The sequence below is a fragment of the Streptomyces sp. NPDC001137 genome, from assembly GCF_040298885.1.
Taxonomy (GTDB): Bacteria; Actinomycetota; Actinomycetes; order Streptomycetales; family Streptomycetaceae; genus Streptomyces.
The window spans coordinates 138419-160577 of sequence record NZ_JBEPBA010000025.1; the positions used below are offsets into that span (position 1 = coordinate 138419).

23 protein-coding genes are annotated in these 22159 nt (G+C 70.3%); 8 read left to right on the forward strand and 15 right to left on the reverse strand.

Going from position 1 to position 22159, the window contains the following annotated elements; all coding sequences use genetic code 11:
- The 4 genes from ABT254_RS36885 to ABT254_RS36900 form a co-directional block, all read right to left on the reverse strand.
- Complete coding sequence (locus ABT254_RS36885) at positions 1-450, reverse strand: hypothetical protein (protein ID WP_351480335.1); 450 nt, start codon at positions 448-450, stop codon at positions 1-3.
- Positions 434-925, reverse strand: a complete 492-nt coding sequence (locus ABT254_RS36890; RefSeq protein WP_099931608.1) for an RNA polymerase sigma factor — start codon at positions 923-925, stop codon at positions 434-436. Before ABT254_RS36890 ends, ABT254_RS36885 begins: the two co-directional genes overlap by 17 nt.
- Positions 926-1026: 101 nt before the next feature.
- Positions 1027-1641: a class F sortase gene (locus ABT254_RS36895; protein ID WP_351480339.1), complete on the reverse strand. Its 615-nt coding sequence runs from the start codon at positions 1639-1641 to the stop codon at positions 1027-1029.
- Complete coding sequence (locus tag ABT254_RS36900; RefSeq protein ID WP_351480342.1) at positions 1638-2015, reverse strand: LPXTG cell wall anchor domain-containing protein; 378 nt, start codon at positions 2013-2015, stop codon at positions 1638-1640. Before ABT254_RS36900 ends, ABT254_RS36895 begins: the two co-directional genes overlap by 4 nt.
- Positions 2016-2234: 219 nt before the next feature.
- Here ABT254_RS36900 and ABT254_RS36905 point away from each other — a divergent pair, with 219 nt between their 5' ends.
- Entirely contained in the window at positions 2235-2894 is a 660-nt protein-coding gene (locus tag ABT254_RS36905; protein WP_351480345.1) for a YceI family protein, read from the forward strand.
- 36 nt (positions 2895-2930) lie between these two features.
- On the opposite strand, the gene ABT254_RS36910 is transcribed toward ABT254_RS36905, so the two are convergent.
- Together ABT254_RS36910 and ABT254_RS36915 are read right to left on the reverse strand one after the other, a co-directional pair.
- Positions 2931-4121: a polyamine ABC transporter substrate-binding protein gene (locus ABT254_RS36910; protein ID WP_351480348.1), complete on the reverse strand. Its 1191-nt coding sequence runs from the start codon at positions 4119-4121 to the stop codon at positions 2931-2933.
- Between the two features lie 140 nt (positions 4122-4261).
- Positions 4262-5710 (reverse strand): gamma-aminobutyraldehyde dehydrogenase, encoded by a 1449-nt coding sequence (locus tag ABT254_RS36915; RefSeq protein WP_351480350.1) that lies wholly within the window; start codon positions 5708-5710, stop codon positions 4262-4264.
- 175 nt (positions 5711-5885) lie between these two features.
- Between ABT254_RS36915 and ABT254_RS36920 the strand changes: the two genes are divergently transcribed.
- The 7 genes from ABT254_RS36920 (at position 5886) to ABT254_RS36950 (ending at position 12695) form a co-directional block, all read left to right on the forward strand.
- On the forward strand, positions 5886-6404 hold the full coding sequence (locus ABT254_RS36920; protein ID WP_351480353.1) for an Lrp/AsnC family transcriptional regulator: 519 nt from the start codon (positions 5886-5888) through the stop codon (positions 6402-6404).
- A gap of 19 nt (positions 6405-6423) precedes the next feature.
- Positions 6424-7788 carry an aspartate aminotransferase family protein gene (locus tag ABT254_RS36925; RefSeq protein ID WP_351480355.1) on the forward strand — a complete coding sequence of 455 codons (1365 nt, stop codon included), beginning with the start codon at positions 6424-6426 and terminating at the stop codon, positions 7786-7788.
- A gap of 198 nt (positions 7789-7986) precedes the next feature.
- Entirely contained in the window at positions 7987-8727 is a 741-nt protein-coding gene (locus ABT254_RS36930; protein WP_351480358.1) for an ABC transporter ATP-binding protein, read from the forward strand.
- Positions 8709-10178 (forward strand): hypothetical protein, encoded by a 1470-nt coding sequence (locus ABT254_RS36935; RefSeq protein WP_351480361.1) that lies wholly within the window; start codon positions 8709-8711, stop codon positions 10176-10178. The genes ABT254_RS36930 and ABT254_RS36935 overlap by 19 nt, the downstream gene beginning before the upstream one ends.
- 97 nt (positions 10179-10275) lie before the next feature.
- Positions 10276-10683 carry a VOC family protein gene (locus ABT254_RS36940; protein ID WP_351480364.1) on the forward strand — a complete coding sequence of 136 codons (408 nt, stop codon included), beginning with the start codon at positions 10276-10278 and terminating at the stop codon, positions 10681-10683.
- A gap of 38 nt (positions 10684-10721) precedes the next feature.
- On the forward strand, positions 10722-11843 hold the full coding sequence (locus ABT254_RS36945; protein WP_351480367.1) for an LOG family protein: 1122 nt from the start codon (positions 10722-10724) through the stop codon (positions 11841-11843).
- Between the two features lie 162 nt (positions 11844-12005).
- The gene (locus ABT254_RS36950) at positions 12006-12695 is read left to right on the forward strand and encodes an LAETG motif-containing sortase-dependent surface protein (protein WP_351480370.1); all 690 of its coding nucleotides are present in this window, start codon (positions 12006-12008) and stop codon (positions 12693-12695) included.
- 62 nt (positions 12696-12757) lie between these two features.
- Here ABT254_RS36950 and ABT254_RS36955 read toward each other — a convergent pair whose 3' ends face one another.
- The 9 genes from ABT254_RS36955 to pyrH form a co-directional block, all read right to left on the reverse strand.
- Positions 12758-13585, reverse strand: a complete 828-nt coding sequence (locus ABT254_RS36955) for a maleylpyruvate isomerase family mycothiol-dependent enzyme (RefSeq protein ID WP_351480372.1) — start codon at positions 13583-13585, stop codon at positions 12758-12760.
- 10 nt (positions 13586-13595) lie between these two features.
- Positions 13596-14630, reverse strand: coding sequence for an ABC transporter ATP-binding protein (locus ABT254_RS36960; protein ID WP_351480375.1), 1035 nt, complete (start codon positions 14628-14630; stop codon positions 13596-13598).
- Complete coding sequence (locus tag ABT254_RS36965; protein WP_351480402.1) at positions 14631-16232, reverse strand: ABC transporter permease; 1602 nt, start codon at positions 16230-16232, stop codon at positions 14631-14633.
- A 44-nt stretch (positions 16233-16276) separates the two neighbouring features.
- Positions 16277-17356 (reverse strand): thiamine ABC transporter substrate-binding protein, encoded by a 1080-nt coding sequence (locus tag ABT254_RS36970; protein WP_351480378.1) that lies wholly within the window; start codon positions 17354-17356, stop codon positions 16277-16279.
- Positions 17357-17574: 218 nt separating this feature from the next.
- Positions 17575-18681, reverse strand: a complete 1107-nt coding sequence (gene rlmN, locus ABT254_RS36975; protein ID WP_351480381.1) for a dual-specificity RNA methyltransferase RlmN — start codon at positions 18679-18681, stop codon at positions 17575-17577.
- 61 nt (positions 18682-18742) lie between these two features.
- A complete protein-coding gene (locus ABT254_RS36980; protein WP_351480384.1) occupies positions 18743-19192 on the reverse strand; it encodes an SRPBCC family protein in 450 nt (149 codons plus the stop codon).
- 153 nt (positions 19193-19345) lie between these two features.
- Positions 19346-20482 (reverse strand): phosphatidate cytidylyltransferase, encoded by a 1137-nt coding sequence (locus ABT254_RS36985; RefSeq protein WP_351480386.1) that lies wholly within the window; start codon positions 20480-20482, stop codon positions 19346-19348.
- Positions 20482-21039, reverse strand: a complete 558-nt coding sequence (frr, locus tag ABT254_RS36990; RefSeq protein ID WP_030943211.1) for a ribosome recycling factor — start codon at positions 21037-21039, stop codon at positions 20482-20484. Before frr ends, ABT254_RS36985 begins: the two co-directional genes overlap by 1 nt.
- 147 nt (positions 21040-21186) lie before the next feature.
- Entirely contained in the window at positions 21187-21948 is a 762-nt protein-coding gene (gene pyrH, locus ABT254_RS36995) for a UMP kinase (protein ID WP_351480389.1), read from the reverse strand.
- Positions 21949-22159: the final 211 nt, after the last annotated feature.

Sequence of the window (22159 nt, forward strand, 5' to 3'; positions counted from 1 at the left end):
TCACCTGCGGGAGGGGATGGCACCTCCGATGCGGGCCGACTGTGCGACCGTCGGCACGGAGCTCGCCGACGGTTCGGCGGTCCGGGGGGCCGACGGGCGGCTGGGGAACGTGGAGGGGCCGGCGCTGGGAGTGGGAGTGACCGGGGCGGGTGCCGCCTTCGACGGCGGCAGCGTCGAGGGGCTGCTCGCGGGCGGCGGGGCGAGAGGGACCACAGGGGAAGCCGGTCCCTCGGAGCCGGTCAGATGCAGGGGCAGCACTACGAGTGCGGCGACACCGCAGGTCAGGGCCGCTCCGGCGGCCGCGCGCAGCAGGCGGCGGCGGGATGCGCCGCGGCGGATCTCCTCGTAGCGGCCGGGGGGTGTGCCCAGGTATTCGGCGGGGGGCCGCAGGAGGACGGTGAGCGGGTCGTCGGGGTCGAAGTCCGGGCCCTCGTCAGAGTGTGTGATCAAGGCTTCTCCTCAGGTGGGCGCGGAGCAGTTCGCGGGCCGTGTGGAGGTCGGCCTTGACGGTTCCTTCCTTGCGTCCGGTCAGCACGGACACCTCCCGGATCGGCATGTCAGCGTAGTAGTGCAGCAGGATCGGGACCCGCAGTCGTTCCGGGAGGGACTGCACGAGCAGCCGTACCGAGGGGTCCGCCTGTTCGGGATGCGGGGCCACCGCGGCCTCCGTGGTCGCCCGGCGCACGGCTCTGCGTTCGCGCTCCAGCTTGCGCCAGTGGTCCCGGACGAGGTTGGCCGCGGTGACGTAGAGGAAGCCGCGCGGCTCCGCGACGGACGTCCAGCGGGCCCAGAGCCGGGTGAACGCCTCCGAGGCGATCTCATGGGCCGTCTCGTCGTCGTCGACCAGCCGGCGGCACCAGCCGGCGAGACGCGGATAGAGGGCGGCGAACAGCTCGGACGCGGCCTTCTCACGGGACCGTTTCAACGTTCTCCAGGGTCGTGGGGGGGCACTGGTGGGCGTACTTGTGGAGGAAGACCCCGGGCCGACGGCGTACGTTCCGCCGGCCCGGGTTCCGGGTCACCGGCTCAGGGACCGGCGGAGCTCAGCACCGCGAAGACGATCACGTTGTCGAGGTAGCCGTCACCGGTCCGCTTGCCGCCGCAGGTGATGAGCCGCAGCTCCGGCCGGTTCACGTTCCCGTAGACCTCCTCCGACGGGAAGTGGGCCTTGGACACCGTGCGGACGTCGGTCACGGAGAACACCGCAGCGGTGCCGTTCTCCAGGCGTGCCACGATCTTCTCGCCCCGGTGCAGCTCCCCCAGGCGCCGGAAGACTCCGTCCCCGTAGGCGCCGACCGTGACATGGCCGAGGATCACCGACGGACCGGTCTGGCCCGGCGTCGGGGAGTGCTCGTACCAGCCCGCCCGGTCGTGCGCCGCGATCGGCGGCACCTGCACGCTGCCGTCCGCGGCCAGGCCCAGCTTCATCACCGGGGTGTCCACCCCGATGGCCGGTATCCGGAGCCCGACCGGGATCGATCGCCCCACCGCGGACACCGACTTGGCGGACCGGGCCGCGGGCGGCGACGAGGCGGACGGCGGGCTCGCGGAGCTCCCGGTCGTGACGCCGGGGCCGCCGCAGGCGACGAGCAGTGCGGCCAGCGCCGCGGCGGCGAGGGCGCGCCCGGAGCGCGGGCTCATGCCCCGTTCGCCTGCCGGCGGCGTACGAGGAAGACGGCGCCGCCGCCGAGGACCACGGCCGCGGCGGCGCCCCCGCCGACCAGCGCACCCGTGTTGGAGGAGCCCGAAGTCCTCGGCGGCACACCGGTGTTCGGCGCACCGCTCGGCACGACGGAGACCTGGCCCGAGGACGGCGCCCGGGTCGGGGCCGCGCTCGGCCGGGCACTCGGGGCGGTACTGGCGCTGGGACGGGCACTGGGGGCGGAGGTGGGTGCCTGGCTGGCGCTGGGGACGGGGCTCGGGCTCGTCTTCGCCCCGTCGGCGAACGCGGGCAGCGCGCCCGCCAGCACGGCGGTGCACGCAAGTGCCATGGCACTGAGGCCGGTTCGGCGCATGAATCGCTCTCTTTCGTCGGTCCGCCCGGTGGTCGACCGGCGGGCTGTGTGACTGATCGAGCGGAGAGACGAGGCAGCGGAAGGCCGGGTTGTAAAGAGCCGGCAAAGTCACCCGGGACGGCGGAATCCGGCCATTGATCGGGGAATTGGTGACGACCGTGTGCGCGGGTCTTGAAGGTGGCTTGCGGCCGTTGTTGTCATGACGTAAGTACGTGAATCATGAACCTGTTCACCCGTGCTGCGTCTCAGCGCCGCCCGGCTCCCCCCACTGCCCCACAACGACCCCTCGAACCACCGGCGTTCGCCCCCACAGCGAACCGTCCGGACCCCGCTCTCGCGGCGCTGACCGGAGAATGGGTGATCGACCCGGCGCACAGCCGCATCGGTTTCTCCGTCCGCCATGCCATGGTGACCACCGTGCGCGGGGCTTTCACCGAGTACCAGAGCCGGCTCTACTTCGACGGCCGTGATCCCTCCCGCTCACGGGCCGAGATCGTCCTGTCCACCGCGTCCGTCGACACCGGCGTGGAACAGCGCGACGCACACCTGATCGGCCGTGACTTCCTGGACGCCGCGAACCATCCGCGGATGCGCTTCGTCAGTACGACGGTCCAGCTCGTGGAGCCCGACGTCTACCGTATGAACGGCGAGCTCACCATCAAGAACACCACCCGCCCCGTCGACCTGGAGCTCACCTACATCGGGCACGTCGTCGACGCGTTCGGGGACGAGCGGGTGGGCTTCGACGGCACGACCACCATCAACCGCTCCGACTGGGGCCTGACGTACAGCCAGAAGCTGGCGGAGGGCGGCGCCATGGTGAGCGAGAAGGTACGCCTCCAGTTCGACATCGCAGCCATCCGCACCCTGCCCGCCTGACCGGGGGCGGGCTGCCGGAGGAACCCGCCGCCCCTGTCACAACCCCACGATCTTGTTCCACCTCTTCGCGAACTCCACCCGCTCCGTCGACGTGATGTCCCGGGCGATCACGAGCCGTCTGCGCATCTCGGCGGCCGGGAAGATCAGCGGGTTCTCGGCGAGGGCCGCGGTGTCCTTGTCCTTGGCGGCCGCGAGGACGTCCCGGGCGGCGGGGACGGGACAGACGTAGTTCACCCAGGCGGCGAGTTCGGCGGCGACCTCGGGCGCGTAGTAGTAGTCGACGAGCCGCTCGGCGTTCCTCTTGTGCGCCGCCCGGTCCGGGATCATCAGGGAGTCGGCCCACAGCTCCGCGCCCTCCTCGGGGACGACGAAGCGGATGTGCGGGTTGTCGGCCTGGAGCTGGATGACGTCACCGGAGTACGCCTGGCAGGCCAGGACGTCGCCGCTGACCAGGTCCTTGGTGTAGTCGTTGCCGGTGAAGCGGCGGATGTGGCCCCGCGCGACGTACTTCTCGACCTGGTCGCAGACCTTGTGGAAGTCGGCCGCCGTCCACCTGGTGATGTCGACGCCGTTGCCCTGCATCAGCAGCGCGAACGCCTCGTCGAGGCCGGACAGCAGGGTCACCCGCCCCTTGAGATCGCTCGCCCACAGGTCCGAGACATGGCGGATCTCGCGGCCGAGCCTACGGCGGTCGTACGCGATGCCGGTGATGCCCGACTGCCACGGCACCGAGTACCTGCGGCCCGGGTCGAAAGCGGGCGAACGCAGCTGCGGGTCAAGGTACTCGGCTACATTCGGCTGCCCTGCCCGGTCCATCTCCTGGACCCATCCGAGCCGCACGAACCGCGCGCACATCCAGTCGCTCATGACGATCAGATCGCGGCCCGTGCGCTGATGGTTCATCAGGGCGGGGCTGATCTTGCCGAAGAACTCGTCGTTGTCGTTGATCTCCTCGGTGTACTCGACGGAGATCCCGGTGCGCTTCTCGAAGGCCTCCAGCGTGGGCCGCCGGTTCGGGTTGTCGTCGTCGGTGTCGATGTACAGCGGCCAGTTCGCCCAGGCCAGCCGCTTGTCACTGGCCGACAGATCGGCGACGGCACGCTCGCCGGGCCGCACATACGCGGCGGGCACCCCGCACCCGGCCAGACCGCCGAGCACCGCGCCACCACCCAGCGCGCGCAGCAGGGACCGACGGGAGGGGGCGGAGGTCTTCGGTGTGAGGGGCATGGGCGCAGCATGCCGTCCCTGCCTGTACGCCGACAATCGACGCAGCGTCGAGTACGCCCGCACCGGCCGGACACCCTGTCGAACGCCGCGGCCCCGGACGGAACTTGATCCGCCCGGGGCCGCGTGTCACGTCGTGGGGACTAGGCGTCCAGCGAGGTCATCACGTGCTTGATCCGCGTGTAGTCCTCGAACCCGTACCCCGACAGGTCCTTGCCGTACCCGGACTTCTTGAACCCGCCGTGCGGCATCTCCGCGACCAGCGGGATGTGCGTGTTGATCCATACGCAGCCGAAGTCCAGCTTCTTCGACATCCGCATCGCACGGCCGTGGTCCTTGGTCCACACCGACGAGGCGAGCGCGTACTCGACGCCGTTGGCCCACTCCACGGCCTGGTCCTCGTCCGTGAAGGACTGGACGGTGATGACGGGACCGAAGACCTCCTTCTGGATGATCTCGTCGTCCTGCTTCAGCCCGGAGACGACGGTCGGCGCGTAGAAGTAGCCCTTCTCGCCCACCTGGTGACCGCCGGCCTCGACCTTGGCGTGCGCGGGCAGCCGCTCGATGAAACCGGCGACCTGCCGCAGCTGGTTGGGGTTGTTGAGCGGGCCGAACAGCACGTCCTCGTCGTCCGGCTGACCGGTCTTCGTCTCGGCGGCGGCCTTCGCCAGCGCCGCCACGAACTCGTCGTGGATGCCCTCCTGCACGAGGACGCGGGTGGCCGCCGTACAGTCCTGGCCGGCGTTGAAGAAGCCCGCGACGGAGATGTCCTCCACGGCCTTGGCGATGTCGGTGTCCTCGAAGACGACGACCGGTGCCTTGCCGCCCAGCTCCAGGTGGACCCGCTTGAGGTCCTTGGACGCCGACTCGGCGACCGACATGCCCGCGCGCACCGAGCCGGTGATGGAGGCCATCGCCGGGGTGGGGTGCTCGACCATCAGGCGGCCCGTGTCACGGTCGCCGGTGATGACGTTGAAGACGCCCTTGGGCAGGATCGACCCGATGATGTCGGCGATCAGGACGGTGGACGCCGGGGTGGTGTCCGAGGGCTTCAGCACCACCGTGTTGCCCGCCGCGATCGCCGGCGCGAACTTCCACACGGCCATCATCATCGGGTAGTTCCACGGCGCGACCTGCGCGCAGACGCCGACCGGCTCGCGGCGGATGATGGACGTCATCCCGTCCATGTACTCACCGGCGGACCGGCCCTCCAGCATCCGGGCCGCGCCCGCGAAGAAGCGGATCTGGTCGACCATCGGCGGGATCTCCTCGGACCGCGTGAGCCCGATCGGCTTGCCGGTGTTCTCCACCTCGGCCGCGATGAGCTCCTCGGCCCGCTCCTCGAACGCGTCCGCGATCTTCAGGAGGGCCTTCTGGCGCTCGGCGGGGGTGGTGTCGCGCCAGCCCGGGAAGGCGGCGGCGGCCGCGGCCATGGCGGCATCCACGTCCGCCTGGCCCGACAGCGGCGCGGTCGCGTACGCCTCGCCCGTCGCGGGGTTGACCACCTCGGTGGTCCGTCCGTCGGCGGCGTCCCGGAACTCACCGGCGATGTAGTTCTGTAGCTTGCGCAGCCGTCCCAGCTCGGTGCCCACTGCCGACCCTCCAAGTTCGAGTGATCCAACGTGTCCATTGAATGAGACACCCACACTAATCCGATCGCCCACGTTTTCAACACCCCCAGTCGCGCCATGGCTGCGAAATCCGCAGGTCTCAGTCACGTAAACAACGAATTTCATCGGTTCGCCCTTGCGGAACCGTCGAGACGTCGTGCACAGTGAGGTCGTGGCCAGTCGAAGCGCAGAGCAAAGGGACTCGTCCCGCGAGTCCAGGAACGGCAGTCCCCATCTGGACTCCGTCTCCCTCGCCATCATCGAACAGCTCCAGGAGGACGGCCGCCGGCCGTACGCCGCGATCGGCAAGGCCGTGGGCCTGTCCGAGGCGGCCGTGCGCCAGCGCGTGCAGAAGCTGCTCGACCAGGGCGTGATGCAGATCGTCGCCGTCACGGACCCGCTCACCGTGGGCTTCCGCCGGCAGGCGATGGTCGGCGTCAACGTCGAGGGCGACGTGGAGAAGATCGCCGAAGCGCTGACCGACATGCCGGAAGTCGAGTACGTGGTGATGACCGCGGGCTCGTTCGACATCCTCGCCGAGGTCGTCTGCGAGGACGACGACCACCTGCTGGACGTCATCAACAAACGCATCAGGGCGATGCCCGGCGTGCGCTCCACCGAGAGCTTCGTCTACCTGAAGCTGAAGAAGCAGACCTACATGTGGGGAACCCGATAACCGTGAGGACCCGATAACCGTGAGCTCCAAGGACCTCAGCAAGACCGCGTACGACCACCTGTGGATGCACTTCACCCGCATGTCCTCGTACGAGAACTCCCCCGTGCCGACGATCGTGCGCGGCGAGGGCACCTACATCTACGACGACAAGGGCAAGCGCTACCTCGACGGTCTCGCGGGTCTGTTCGTGGTCCAGGCCGGTCACGGCCGCACGGAGCTCGCCGAGACCGCCTTCAAGCAGGCGCAGGAGCTGGCGTTCTTCCCGGTGTGGTCCTACGCCCACCCGAAGGCCGTGGAGCTGGCCGAGCGCCTCGCCGACGAGGCCCCGGGCGACCTCAACAAGGTCTTCTTCACCACCGGTGGCGGCGAGGCGGTCGAGACCGCCTGGAAGCTGGCCAAGCAGTACTTCAAGCTGGTGGGCAAGCCCACCAAGTACAAGGTCATCTCCCGCGCGGTCGCCTATCACGGCACCCCGCAGGGCGCCCTGTCGATCACCGGCCTGCCGGGTCTGAAGGCCCCCTTCGAGCCGCTGGTCCCGGGCGCGCACAAGGTCCCGAACACCAACATCTACCGCGCCCCGCTCTTCGGCGACGACCCCGAGGCCTTCGGCCGCTGGGCCGCCGACCAGATCGAGCAGCAGATCCTCTTCGAGGGCCCGGACACGGTCGCGGCCGTCTTCCTGGAGCCGGTGCAGAACGCGGGCGGCTGCTTCCCGCCCCCGCCCGGCTACTTCCAGCGCGTGCGCGAGATCTGCGACCAGTACGACGTGCTGCTGGTCTCGGACGAGGTCATCTGCGCCTTCGGCCGACTGGGCACGACCTTCGCCTGCGACAAGTTCGGCTACGTCCCGGACATGATCACCTGCGCCAAGGGCATGACCTCGGGCTACTCCCCGATCGGCGCGTGCATCGTCTCCGACCGTCTGGCCGAGCCCTTCTACAAGGGCGACAACACCTTCCTGCACGGCTACACCTTCGGCGGCCACCCGGTCTCCGCGGCGGTCGGCCTCGCCAACCTCGACCTGTTCGAGCGCGAGGGCCTGAACCAGCACGTGCTCGACAACGAGGGCGCGTTCCGCTCGACCCTGGAGAAGCTGCACGACCTGCCGATCGTCGGCGACGTCCGCGGCAACGGCTTCTTCTACGGCATCGAGCTCGTGAAGGACAAGGCCACCAAGGAGTCCTTCAACGACGAGGAGACCGAGCGCGTCCTGTACGGCTTCCTCTCCAAGGCCCTCTTCGACAACGGCCTGTACTGCCGCGCCGACGACCGCGGTGACCCGGTGATCCAGCTCGCCCCGCCGCTGATCTCCAACCAGGAGACCTTCGACGAGATCGAGCAGATCCTGCGGGCCACGCTGACGGAGGCCTGGACGAAGCTCTGACCTCCCGGCGGTTCAGCCGCTTATACGGCCCGGTGTGCACCCGTACGAGTGAGAAGGGTGCATGCCGGGCCGCGTGCTGTCCGGCGTCGGCGCCGCCGCTCCTTAGCGTGCCTGGTAACCGATCGGCCCTGTCCTCGTTCCCCCGCACGGGGGAACAAAGATCACGGGAACCACAGATCCGAACCGAGGTGTACGCCCATGGAGGCCCCGCCGGACAACGACGTGCTCTGGGCACGCTCACTGCACTTCCAGCACAGTGACGGCTCGCCCGCGCTCAGCGGCGTCTCGTTCGGTGTCCGGGAGGGCGAGATCCTCGCCGTCAGCGGCCCCCGGGGCAGCGGGAAGACGACCCTGCTGCGCTGTCTGTCCGGCCTGGTGACGCCCCAGCGGGGCGAGGTCTGGTTCAACAGCGTGCCGGTCCACACCATGGCCCAGCCGGCCCGCGAGCGGTTGCGCCGCGACCGCTTCGGCTGGATCGACCCGGCCCCCGTGCTCGTACCCGAACTGAACGCCTGGGAGAACGCCGCCCTGCCGCTGATGCTGCGCGGCACCAGCCGCGAGCGCTCCAGGACGGCCGCCCTTGAGTGGCTCGAACGCCTCGACGTCGGCGACCTGTCCCGTCGGCGTCCGCACGAGATGAAGCAGGCCGAGCGGCAGCGCGTGACGATCGCCCGGGCCCTGGCCCTGGGCCCCACCGTCCTGTTCGCCGACGAACCCACCGCCCCCCTGCACCGCGCCGACCGCGCCCACGTCCTGCGCACGCTCACCACGGCGGCCCGTTCGCACGGCATCACGGTCGTCGTCGCCACCCACGACCAGGAGACCGCGGCCATCGCCGACCGCACGCTGTCGCTGCTGGACGGCCGCTGCGTGAACACGGTCCACCTGCCCCCGGTGGCCGAGACGGAAGGCCGGGCCCCGTGCTCGCTCTCCGTCTGACCCGCGACGCCCACCCGGCCGTACAGCTGCGCCGCCTCCTGGTGGCGGTGGCCTCGGCCGGCACGGGCTTCCTCCTGCTGTGCGCCCTCGGTTACGCGATGAGCCACCCGGCCAACCCCGGCGGCTCGGCCCTCCGTCTCGCCTGGTGCCTGACCCCGCTGGCCGCGACCGCGCACTTCGCGGTGGCGGTGGCCCGCACCGACCCCGCCACGAAACCCCGCTCCGGCCTGGCGGCCATCGGCCTCGGCCCCTTCCGTCTGATGACGCTCGCCGCCACGACGACGGCCGTGTCCTGCACGCTCGGCTCGCTGCTGGCCCTCCTCGTCTTCCTCGACCTCCGCGGCGACCTCGTGGGGGTCCCCTTCGACGGCGCCGCCTCGGTGTTCCTGGCCGCCGACCAGCCACTGCCCGTCCCGGCGGCCCTGACCCTGCTGGCGCTGGTCCCGGCCGTCGCATCGGCGACGGTGGCGCTGGTCCTCCTCCCGCGGGACGCACGACCGGCCGCGGCACGGGCGGTGGCACGGCACTACGGCCGCTTCGGGGCCTACGGCCGGACGGTGGCACGGGAGACCTTCGGAACCTACGGCCGCTTCGGCGCACGCCTGCGCACCCAGCCCGCGGGCAGCCGTACGGCCGACGCGACTCCCGCCCCGAACACGGGCGGCACCCCGCCACCCCAGTCTGCGGGCAGTCGTGCCGCTTGGGGCGGCTCCAAGGAGGGCGGCACCCCGCACGCGCGGGCGAGCGATCCCGCCCCCACAGCGCCACCCCCGGGCGACGACTCGACCGGTGGTCGGCCGAACCCCGCCCCCGACCATTCCTCACCGCACCCTCCCCCGCCCAGCACCGCCCCCGCGGGCCTCCCCTGGGGCGTCGCCGTCCTCACCGCGGGACTGGCCGTGCAGGCCTACGCCACCGGCGCGTCGGCCACCCCCGGCTCCCGGCTCCCCGGCGGCCTCGCCACCGGCGCCCCCTCGGTCCTCCTCGGCTGGGTGCTCACCACCCTCGGCCTCGCCGTCGCCGGCCCCGGCCTCGCCCATCTGTGCGGCCGCCTCCTCCAGGCGGGGCGCCCCGGCGCCCTCCGGCTGCTGTCCGGCCGCGTCCTCATGGAGGAGGCCACCCGCATCGGCCGCCCCCTCGGCATCGTCTGCGCGGTCGCCTCCGGCACCTACGCCATGGCCGCCCTGTACGACACGGCCGGCCCCGTCTTCGGGCCGCTCACCACCCTCGGCACGCTGCTCGTGTCCGGCTGCACCCTCGCCACGCTGCTCACCGCGGCCGTGGAGGCCAAGCACGCCCGGGCCGACACCACGGCAGCCCTGCTGCGCCTCGGCGCCCCCGCCACGATGCTGCGCGGCGCCGCCGCCCTGCGGGTGGGCGCACTGCTCGCCGTGTTCGCCCCGCTGACCCTGGTCGTGGCGGAGCTGGCGGCCCTGCCACTGGCCCGCTGAGAATTCGTACGACCAGAATTCCCGGGAACCGATGAGTTCCGCGCGGACCCCCGGTCTACCCCTGCGAACACCACGCATTCGACGGGAGAGACCTCACATGTACCAGCAGATGATCTTCGTGAACCTGGCCACCGACGACGTCGAGGCGTCGAAGAAGTTCTTCACGGAGCTCGGCTACACGATCAACCCGCAGTTCAGCACCGACGACTGCGCCTGTGTCGTGATCAGCGACACCATCATCACGATGCTGCTCAGCAAGCAGCGGTACGCGGACTTCACGAAGAAGGAGATCGCGGACTCGACGAAGACCAGCGAGGTGCTGATCTGTCTGAGCGCCGAGAGCCGCGAGAAGGTCGACGAGCTGGTGGGAAGGGCGGTCGCGGCCGGCGGCACCGCCAACGACGACGTCCAGGACTACGGCTACATGTACGGCCGTTCCTTCGAAGACCTCGACGGCCACGGCTGGGAGATCGTGTGGATGGACCCGGCGGCGGTCCAGGGCTGACCGGAACCCCCGACGAACGGCGTGCCTAGCATGGGCCCGTGCAGACGAGCCCGGCCCATGCGGCCCACCACGACGAGCGCGAGATCGAGACGCTGGAGGACTTCGACGCGACGGTGTCGGCCCGCGGCACCCTCGCCGGTTACCGCGTGCAGGCCGTCGATCTGACGGACCGCACAAGGGAGTTGCTCACCACCGACACCGCCGAGGCGGTCTTCCTCGGCTGTCCGATGCGCGAGGAAGCGGCCGCGAAGGTCCGCGCCGACGGTGCGCTGGTCTTTCCCCCCGTCCCGCATCTGCCCTTCGACCCCTACCGCGGGCACCTCTACAAGCCCGACGAGCTGTTCGCCTCCCTGGAGAAGGGATACGAGCAGACACCGGACGCCCTCGCCTACGCCTGGTTCCAGCGCACCAAGGCCGACGGCGACATATTCGCCTCGATGCTGCGTGCCGTGCACGACGACTCCATATCCGACGCCCTCGACGAACTGCTGCGCGGGGCACGAGTGGTGGGTGTCATGGGCGGTCATGCGATGGCGCGCGGGACTCAGGCCTACGCCGGTGCCGCACGTCTCGGCCGCGAGCTGAGCCGCGCCGGTTTCGTGGTGGCGACCGGCGGCGGTCCGGGCGCCATGGAGGCGGCGAACCTGGGCGCGTACGCGGCGCCGTACGAGGACGGCATGCTGGAGGAGGCCTGCCGGCTCCTCGCGAAGTCCCCGTCGTTCGTGCCCTCGATCACCGAGTGGGCCCGCGCCGCCTTCGAGGTGCGCACCCGCTGGCCGAAGGGCAACCACTCCATCGGCATCCCCACCTGGTTCTACGGCCACGAGCCGCCGAACCCCTTCGCCTCGCACATCGCCAAGTACTTCGCCAACGCCACCCGCGAGGACGGTCTGCTGGCCCGCTCGAACGCGGGTGTGGTCTTCCTGCCGGGCGCCGCCGGCACCGTACAGGAGATCTTCGACAACGCGACGCCCAACTATTACGAGTCACGGGGCGAGCCGACGCCCATGGTGCTCGTCGACCGCAGGCACTGGACGGAGCACTTGCCGACCTGGCCCCTCTTGCAGTCACTCGCCCGGGAACGCTCGATGGAGTCCCGTATCGCCCTCGTTGACCGGATCGAGGAGGCTCCGGCGGCGCTGAAACGTCTCGGCGGTTAATAAGAGTGCAAAGCCAACGCCCCAGATACCCCTGCGCATTGACACTCCTTATCGAACGCTTATAAACCTTTGAGTCTCCTGGGGAGGGTGAGGCTTCACCTCCACAGTCGCCTCACGTCCCTCGTCAACCCCCCGCAGTTGCGCATCCCGTGAAGGGCAAACGTGTCCATATCTCGCCGTACCGCACGTCGTTCCGTGCAGATCCTGGGCGTCGCCGCCGCGTCCTCCGCGCTCGCGCTGAGCGCCGCGGGCTCCGCGCTCGCCTGCAACATCAGTGAGTTCTCCGCCGCACCCAAGTGCGACGGCAGCAAGGGCGTCATCACCGTCACCGACAAGGACGCCTCGGGTACCCCGGCGACGATCACCGTGTTCCTCGAGAACAACGGCGCCGACGCGAAGCAGGTCGGCGAGCAGGACGTCACCGGTTCCCGCGAGGGCGTCACCGTCACGTTCAACGAGGACTGGTCGCCGAACGCCGAGTACCGCATCCATGTCGCGGCCGGCAAGGACAAGGACCACCTGATCGTCGACAAGGACATCACGCCGAACCTGACGACTCCGTCCGAGGGCTGCTCGAAGGACGAGACCACGCCGCCGGCATCGCCGACGCCGACCCCGTCCGCCTCCACCCCGGCCTCGGAGTCCCCGTCCCCGTCCGCCTCGGACAGCACCCCTCCGGCGGACACCTCGTCCAACGCCCCGTCCCCGGCGGCCGGTGACGACAACCTCGCCGAGACCGGTGCCAACTCCAACACCGGCCTGATCGCCGGTATCGCCGGCGCGCTGGTCGTGGTCGGCGGCGGCGCCGTCTTCTTCGGCATGCGCCGTCGTGGGGCGAACAGCAGCCGCTGACGCCTCCCGCAGAGCAACGCTGTGGCCCGTCCCCGTATCCCCGGGGGACGGGCCGCGGTCGTTCACCCGAAGCTCGCCCGCTCCAGCCAGAACTCCAGCACCTTCCGCTCGCCGAGGACCTCCAACTGCGGGCTGTCCAGGGGAATTCGGCGGTAGAAGGCGAGAAGCAGGGAGGTGAGCGGTCCGCACAGGGCGACGTCCGCCTTCTCATGGCCGCGGCGCCAGCCGAAGCCCTCCTCGGTGCCCTCGATCAGCCTCCCCCACCCTTCGGGCGGGGGGACCCCCATCTCGCTTCGCTCGGCATTCGGCTCCGGCGCGGTGTCGGTGGCGTGGAGGTGAATGCTCTCTCCGGCGCCGACCGGCGCTTCCTTCCCCTCCTGCTCCCGCACCCATCCCACGATCTGCAGCCACTCGTCGATCGCGTCGGCGGCGATGTCGGGGGCCACTTCGTACGGCAGCCCCGCGGCAAGCGTGGCGTCGGCGCGGTGGACGGTGATCTCGTGGGCCATACGGCGGGCCCAGAAGCCGGCGGTCTGGGGTCCGGCCCAGCCCCATACCTTCGCGTCGGGCCCGGCCTCGCGCAGCGCGCCCACGGCCAGCTCGCCGGCCTCCGCAAGCCAGGCGTCGAGGGCGGCGGCGTCACCCGGCGTCTCGGGGCCGTCGCCGCGCGGTATCTCCTCGTCGGGGACGTTCTCCTCGGCCCGTTTCCGCACCAGTGTCCCGGCCCAGCGCAGGACGCCGCCCATGTGCAGGTTGAGCTGTTCCAGGGTCCAGTCCGGACAGGTCGGGACGGTCGCGGACAGATCGGCGCCGCTCGTCACCACCGCCCTCAACTGCTCCACCTGGTGGGCGATTTCATCGCAGTAGCGATCATGCGTAAGTAGTGTCATCGCGCGCACCCTACGCGGAAACCCCTGGGCCGAGCACCACGATTTCCGCCGCGTCGAACTCCACCCCGACCGCGTCCCCGACCTCCGGCGCCTCGCGCAGCGCCACCGCCGCCTCCAGGCGCGGCGCCTCCTCCGGCTGCACCTGTACGGCGACATGGGTGCCCTTGAAGGTGCGGGCGGCCACGGTGCAGCGCAGGCCCTCGTCGGCGGGGACGAGCCGGACGCCGGCGGGCCGCACGAGCAGCGTGCGGATGCCCTGCGGGGCGTCCTGGGGCACCGGCAGCTTGCCCCAGGGGGTGTCCGCCGCCTCGCCCGTCACCATGCCCTCGACCACGTTGTCGAAGCCGAGGAAGCGGGCCACGAACTCGTCCGCGGGACGCTGCCACACCTCAAGTGGCGTACCGGACTGGGCGATCCGCCCGTCCCGCATCACCACGACCCGGTCGGCGAGCGCGAAGGCCTCGCCCTGGTCGTGCGTCACGGCGAGGACGGTGGTCCCCAACTGCCCGAAGAGTTCCCGGAGTTCGACGACGAGGCGCTCCCGCAGCGAGCGGTCGAGCTGGCCGAGCGGCTCGTCCAGCATCAGCAGCCGCGGCCTGGGAGCGAGCGCTCGGGCGAGCGCGACGCGCTGCTGCTCACCACCGGAGAGCGAGGCGACGGCCCGGCGGGCGGCGCCCGGCAGCCCGACGAGGTCCAGCAACTCCCGTACCCGTTCGCCCTGTTGAGAGCGCGTAACGCCGTGCATCCGCAGTCCGAAGGCGACATTGCCACCCACGTCCCGCTGCGGGAACAGCTGGTGGTCCTGGAACATCAGGCCCACCTCCCGCTTGTGTGCGGGCACGCCCGACTGGTCACGTCCGTCGAGCAGCACCCGCCCGCCGTCCAGGGGCTGGAGCCCCGCCACCACCCGCAGCAGGGTCGACTTGCCGCTGCCGCTGGGCCCGAGCACGCACACGATCTCGTGTTCGACGACATCCAGGCCGACGGCGTCGAGCACGGCCCGCCCGCCGAACCGTACGGTCGCGTCCTCAAGGCTCAGCAGCATCTAGAACTCCCCGCTCCGGTCGGTGCGCAGCCGCTCGAGCACCAGCAGCGCGACCGCGCACACCACCATCAGAATGGTCGAAAGGGCCATGGCCTGGCCGTAGTTGAGATCGCCGGGCCGGCCGAGCAGTCGAGCGACGGCGACCGGCAGCGTGGGATTGTCCGGCCGCGCGATGAACACCGTCGCCCCGAACTCCCCCAGTGACACGGCGAACGCGAACCCGGCCGCGACCAGCAGCGCCCGCCGCACCATCGGCAGATCGACCTCCCGCCACACCCGCCACGGCGACGCCCCGAGCACGGCCGCCGCCTCCCTCAGGCGCGCGTCGACGGCCCGCAGCACGGGCAGCATGGTCCGTACGACGAAGGGGACGCCCACCAGCGCCTGCGCGAGCGGCACCAGGATCCATGAACTGCGCAGATCCAGCGGCGGCTTGTCCAGCGCGATCAGGAACCCGAAGCCCACGGTCACGGCGGAGACGCCCAGCGGCAGCATCAGCAGCGCGTCGAAGCCACGGACCAGCCGGCCCGCGTCCCGGCGGGCGAGCGCCGCGGCGGCCAGACCGCCGATCAGCACCGCGATGGCCGTCGCGGCGAGGGCGTACTGGAGGGAGTTGCCGACGGCCTCGATCGGCGGCACGAGGAAGGTGCCGCCGTCGTCGTGGGTCAGCGCCCGGTAGTAGCCGAAGCCGGAGGCACCCAGGGACCGCTGCACCAGCACGGCCAGGGGCAGCACGAGCAGCACCAGGACGGTGGCGAGGACCCCGGCGAGCAGTCCCCACTCCCCCGCCCCGCGGGGCCGCCGCGCCGTGACGTTCGCGTCCACCAGCCGCAGGGCGCTCTCCCGCCGCCGCACGGTCCAGGCGTGCACGGCGAGGATCGCGCCGACGGCGACGAACTGGACGATCGTGAGCACGGCGGCGGTGGACAGGTCGAAGATCTCCGAGGTCTGCCGGTAGATCTCGACCTCGAGGGTGGAGAAGGTAGGGCCGCCGAGGATCTGCACCACACCGAAGGAGGTGAAGGTGAACAGAAAGACCATCAGCGCGGCGGCGGCGACGGCGGGCCCGAGCGCCGGCAGGGTCACCTTCCGCCAGGCCCGCAGCGGCGAGGCGCCCAGCATCCGCGCCGCCTCCTCCTGACGCGGGTCGAGCTGCCCCCACAGGCCGCCGACGGTCCGTACGACCACGGCGTAGTTGAAGAAGACGTGCGCCAGCAGGATGGCCCACACGGTGGTGTCCAGCCGTACGCCCCACAGCTCGTCGAGCAGTCCCCCGCGCCCGACCAGTGCCAGGAACGCCGTACCGACGACGACCGTCGGGAGCACGAACGGGACGGTGGCGACGGCCCGCAGCACGTGCTTGCCGGGGAAGTCGAGGCGCGCGAACACATACGCGCCGGGGAGCGCAATCAGCAGCGTGAGCGCGGTGGAGGCGAGCGCCTGCCAGGTGGTGAACCACAGGACGTGCCGGATGTCGGACTGTGCGACGACGTCCTCGATCCGCCCGAACTGCCACTCCCCGTCGACCTTGAGCCCGCGCGCCACGATCGCGGCGACGGGCCAGGCGAAGAAGGCGGCGAAGAACAGGGCGGGCACGGCCATCAGGCCGAGCCGCACCGCGCTCCCCGTCCGCCTTCTGCGGACGGCTACTTCAGTACGAGTGACGTCCACGACTTGACCCACTGGTCACGGTTGGCGGCGATCTTGGACGGGGCCATGGTCTCGGGGTCCTTGGCCGGCTGCCCGTACTTCACGAACTCCGGCGGCACCTGGGCGCCCTCGATCACCGGGTAGACGAACATGTTGAGCGGCATGTCCTCCTGGAACTCCTTGCCGACCAGGAAGTCGATGAACGCCTTCCCGCCCTTGGTGTTCCCGGCGTTGCTGAGCAGCCCGGCGTACTCGATCTGCCGGAAGCAGGTGCCGTACGACGTTCCGATCGGCGCGGTCTTCGGCCTGGGGTTGCCGTAGATGACCTCGGCGGGCGGCGAGGAGGCGTAGGAGACGACGAGCGGCCGGTCGGCCCCCGCCTTCTTGGCGCCCGCGGACCCGGAGAACTCCTCGTTGTAGGCCTGCTCCCAGCCGTCGACGACCTTCACGCCGTTCGCCTTGAGCTTCTTCCAGTAGCCCTGCCAGCCGTCGTCGCCGTACTTGGCGGCGGTGCCGAGCAGGAAGCCGAGGCCGGGCGAGGAGGTGGAGGCGTTCTCGGTGACGAGGAGGTTCTTGTACGCGGGCTTGACGAGATCGTCGAACGACTGGGGCGGGGTCAGCTTGTGCTTGCTGAAGTAGGCCTTGTCGTAGTTGACGCAGATGTCGCCGGAGTCGATCGGGGTGACCCGGTGCTTGGACTGGTCGACCCGGTACTGCGCCTGGATCCGGTCCGCGCCCTTCGCCTCGTACGACTGGAACAGCCCGTTGTCGAGCGCCCGCGAGAGCAGGGTGTTGTCGACGCCGAAGAAGACGTCGCCCTGCGGGTTGTCCTTGGTGAGGATGGCCTTGTTGACGGCCTGCCCGGCGTCGCCGCTCTTGAGGACCTTGACCTTGTACCCGGACTGCTTCTCGAAGTCGGCGAGGACGCTCTTCGAGACGGCCCACGAGTCGTGGCTGACGAGGGTGACGGTCTTGGAGCCGCCGGAGCCCTCGCTGCCGGACGACGACGAACCGCACGCGGACAACGTGACGAGACCGAGGCCGACCGCGGCGGCCACGAACGTCTTGGTGTGCACTGAATTCCTCCTGGCTGACCAGGAAGAGACGCGGCCCTGCCCGGGAGCGCCGGAGAAATCCGCCGGCTCCCGGGCAGGGCGCAACAGCTCGAGTGAAGACCGAACTTCCTACCCAGAATGACCTGGGCAAGGTTCAGAGGGTCTGCGGCCCGGTTGCCGCACTCTCAGCGCTGTGGCGCTCCCCTGTCGGAATATGAAGATGTACGTACGGGCTCAGGTTACCGCTCGGTGGCCGCGAGCTGGCCGCAGGCCCCGTCGATCTCCTGCCCCCGGGTGTCCCGGATCGTCACCGGCACTCCATGCGCGGCGATCGCTTCGACGAAGGCCTTCTCGTCCTCGGGCCGGGACGCCGTCCACTTCGACCCGGGCGTCGGGTTCAGCGGGATGAGGTTGACGTGCACGGGCTTGCCGCGCAGCAGCCGCCCGAGCCGGTCACCGCGCCAGGCCTGGTCGTTGATGTCGCGGATGAGCGCGTACTCGATGCTGAGCCTTCGCCCGCTCTTCTCGACGTACTCGAACCCGGCGTCGAGGACCTCGCGCACCTTCCACCGGGTGTTCACGGGGACGAGGGTGTCGCGCAGCTCGTCGTCCGGGGCGTGCAGCGAGATGGCGAGCCGGCACTTGAAGCCCTCGTCGGCGAACCGGTGGATGGCGGGCACCAGACCGACGGTCGAGACGGTGATGCCGCGCTGCGACAGCCCGAGCCCGTCGGGAGCGGGATCGGTGAGCGCGCGGACGGCCCCGACGACCCGCTTGTAGTTGGCGAGCGGCTCACCCATCCCCATGAAGACGATGTTGGAAAGCCGCGCCGGCCCGCCGGGCACCTCTCCGTCCCTGAGCGCCCGCATCCCGTCGACGATCTGGTGCACGATCTCGGCGGTGGACAGATTCCGGTCGAGCCCGGCCTGTCCGGTGGCGCAGAACGGGCAGTTCATCCCGCACCCGGCCTGCGAGCTGATGCACATGGTCACCCGGTCCGGGTAGCGCATCAGCACCGACTCGACGAGCGTCCCGTCGAACAGCCGCCACAAGGTCTTGCGCGTCGTCCCCTGGTCGGTCGACAGATGCCGTACGACCGTCATCAGCTCGGGAAGCAGCGCCTCCTGCAGCTTGCCGCGCGCACCGGCCGGGATGTCGGTCCACTCCGCCGGGTCGTGCGCATACCGCGCAAAGTAGTGCTGCGAGAGCTGCTTGGCACGAAACGGCTTCTCGCCGATCTCAGCCACCGCTTCCTTGCGCTCGGCAGGCGTGAGATCGGCAAGATGCCGCGGCGGCTTCTTGGCTCCGCGGGGGGCGACGAAAGTGAGTTCTCCGGGCTTCGGCATAACCCTTCCAGTGTCGCAGATCCCCCGCTGTCCCCCGCCCCACCATGAATCCGGCCCCCGCCTAGCCGGTCGTGTGCTCCAGCTTGTCCTTGAGCAGTTGCTCGTTGCGTGGCATCTCCTTGCGGACCTGCGGGCGGACGACCAGGGGGAGGAGGATCTTGCCGATGCCGTGTCCCTCGAAGTCGAGGTCCATGGTGATGTGGGTGCGGCGGCCGTCGTCGAGGGGCGTGATCTCGCCGTGGAAGTTGCCCCTGACAGGGCCGTCGATCCCGCGCACGGTCCAGGAGCGCTGGGGCTCGTACTGGGTGCACTCCATGGTCATGGGGATGTCGCGGCGGCCCACGTGCCGGGTGACCCGGACCCGGGACCCGAGTCCGAAGGGGCGGTCGTCGAGCTGTTCGGTGGCGACCGCGCTCAGCTGCCACTCCGGCAGGTGGGAGGGGTCGATGATGTACGCCCAGGCGTCCTCGGGACGGCAGTCCACGTCGAACTCCTCATGGATGGTGGACATGGCGCCTCCTCTTCGGGTTCGGGAGATTCCGTTTGAGGGCTTACACCGGAATCGTCCCACTCGGCCGACCGGTCCGCCATCGTCCGAAAAGCCTTCCGAAAAGCGTGGAGCCCCCACCCTCTGAAGGGCGGGGGCTCCATGCGTCACGGCCGGTCAGCCGGACCCCACGAACAACACCATGAGCAGCCACACCACCGGCGCCGTAGGCAGCAACGAGTCCAGCCGGTCCATGATGCCGCCGTGCCCCGGCAGCAGCGTGCCCATGTCCTTGATGCCCAGGTCCCGTTTGATCATCGACTCGCCGAGGTCGCCCAGTGTGGCGCTGGCCGCGACCGCGAGGCCGAGGAGCAGGCCCTGCCACCAGGCACCGTCGTCGATCAGGAACTGCATGCACAGCGCGCCAGCCACCATCGCGAAGGTGACCGCGCCGAGCAGACCCTCGCGGGTCTTGCCGGGGCTGATGCGCGGGGCCAGCTTGTGGCTCCCGAAGCGCCAGCCGACGGCGTACGCGCCCGTGTCGCTGACCACCGTCAGCAGCAGGAAGGTCAGCACACGCCACGGCCCGTCCCCGGCCGCCAGCATCAGTGCCACGAACGTCGCGAGGAAGGGCACGTAGAAGGCCGCGAAGACGCCCGCCGTGACGTCCTTGAGGTAGCCCTCCGGTGGGTCCGTCATGCGCCATACGAGGACGGCGAGCGCCGTGAGTGCCATGGCGACCCAGGCGCCCTCGGCGCCCCGCACATATCCCGCGACGACCATCGCCGCCCCGCCGAGTGCCAGCGGAACCAGGGGCGCCTTGATGCCCTTGCGCTCCTGGAGGCGGCTGGTCAGCTCCCACAGCCCGACCACGACGGCGACCGCGATGACGCCGACGAAGACGGCCTTGACGATGAACAACGACGCGATGATCACCACACCGAGCGCGACACCGACCCCTATGGCCGCGCCCAGGTCGCGGCCCGCGCTCTTCTTCTGCGGGCGGGGCGCCGGCTGCGGGGCGTCGGGCATGGGCTCCGGATTCTGCTGCGCCGCCGGGTAGGGCGGCGACTGAGGGGGTTCGTCGCGGAACAAGGGACCGCTCAGCCGAGCGGCCCCCCGGTCGTCATCCTGGTCACCGCCGTACGCGGGTACCTCGGGCACGATGGGCATGGGGCGAGTCTGCTGCGCCTTGGGCGCATCGTACGCGGGACCCGCCGGGGCAGCGCCCTGGACAGGTCCCTGGTCGGACGGCCCCCAGTACCCCGCCTGCGACCCGGTGTGGGGCGGCGTTCCCCAGGAAGAGTCGTTCATCAGACCTCGAGCAGCTCCGCTTCCTTGTGCTTCAGGAGCTCGTCCACCTGGGCCACGTACTTGTGGGTGGAGTCGTCGAGCTCCTTCTCGGCGCGGCGGCCCTCGTCCTCGCCGACCTCGCCGTCCTTGATGAGCTTGTCGATGGCGTCCTTCGCCTTGCGGCGCACGGACCGGATGGACACGCGCGCGTCCTCGGCCTTGCCCTTGGCGACCTTGATGTAGTCGCGGCGGCGCTCCTCGGTGAGCTCGGGGAACACCACCCGGATGATGTTGCCGTCGTTGCTCGGGTTGACGCCCAGGTCGGAGTCGCGGATGGCCTGCTCGATGTTACGGAGCGCCGTCTTGTCGAACGGGGTCACGACCGCCATGCGCGGCTCCGGCACGGAGAACGAAGCCAGCTGGTTGATCGGCGTCGGCGCGCCGTAGTAGTCGGCCACGATCTTGTTGAACATCGCCGGGTGCGCACGACCGGTGCGGATCGCGGCGAAGTCCTCCTTGGCGACCACGACGGCCTTCTCCATCTTCTCCTCGGCCTCGAGGAGGGTCTCTTCGATCACCACTTGCTCCTGCGTGTCTTGAGTAGGCCCGGCTGCTGTTCCGTATGCGTGGGGGCGGCGGCCGGCTGCGTCGCGTCTTCTTCCTGCACGGTTCCCGACCTGCGGGACATTGTCCATCCCCCGGTCAGGGTCCGTGGGTGTTGCTGGTCAGTCCCGGCTGCCGTGCTCACCCACAAGCGTGCCGATCTTCTCACCCTTGACGGCGCGGGCGATATTGCCCTCGGCCAGAAGCTCGAAGACGAGGATCGGGAGCTTGTTGTCGCGGCACAGCGTGATCGCGGTGGCGTCGGCGACCTTGAGGTCGCGGGTGATGACCTCGCCGTAGCCGAGGGAGTCGAACTTGACGGCGTCCGGGTTGCGCTTGGGGTCGGAGTCGTAGACCCCGTCCACGCCGTTCTTGCCCATCAGCAGCGCCTCGGCGTCGATCTCCAGGGCGCGCTGCGCGGCGGTGGTGTCGGTGGAGAAGTACGGCATGCCCATACCGGCGCCGAAGATGACGACCCGGCCCTTCTCCAGGTGTCGCACGGCGCGCAGCGGGATGTACGGCTCGGCGACCTGGCCCATGGTGATGGCGGTCTGCACCCGGCTGTCGATGCCCTCCTTCTCCAGGAAGTCCTGGAGGGCGAGGCAGTTCATCACGGTGCCGAGCATGCCCATGTAGTCGGAGCGGGCCCGGTCCATGCCGCGCTGCTGGAGCTCGGCGCCGCGGAAGAAGTTGCCGCCGCCGATGACGACCGCGACCTGCGCCCCGTCCCGCACGACGGCCGCGATCTCGCGGGCGATCTTGTGCACCACGTCGGGGTCCACGCCCAGGCCCCCGCCACCGGAGAAGGCCTCACCGGACAGCTTCAGCAGAAACCGGCCGCGTACTTTGCCGTCGTCGCTCTTCTGGGGCTTGGTGGTGGTCATGGAGATCCCGCCTCTTTCACGTGTTGCACATACGAAGAAGGCCATTGCCGCTGGGGTGTTGGCATCCCATGCTCGGCAATGGCCTCCTCGTCAGATCTGCTGTCGTGGCGCCCGCGCGCGGCGGGGGGGCGGGCGGCGGGCGGGGCACCACCCAAAACGGGCCCGGCGCCCCACGCGGCCCCGCCGCCGGTGGACACCCCGATAAAAGGAT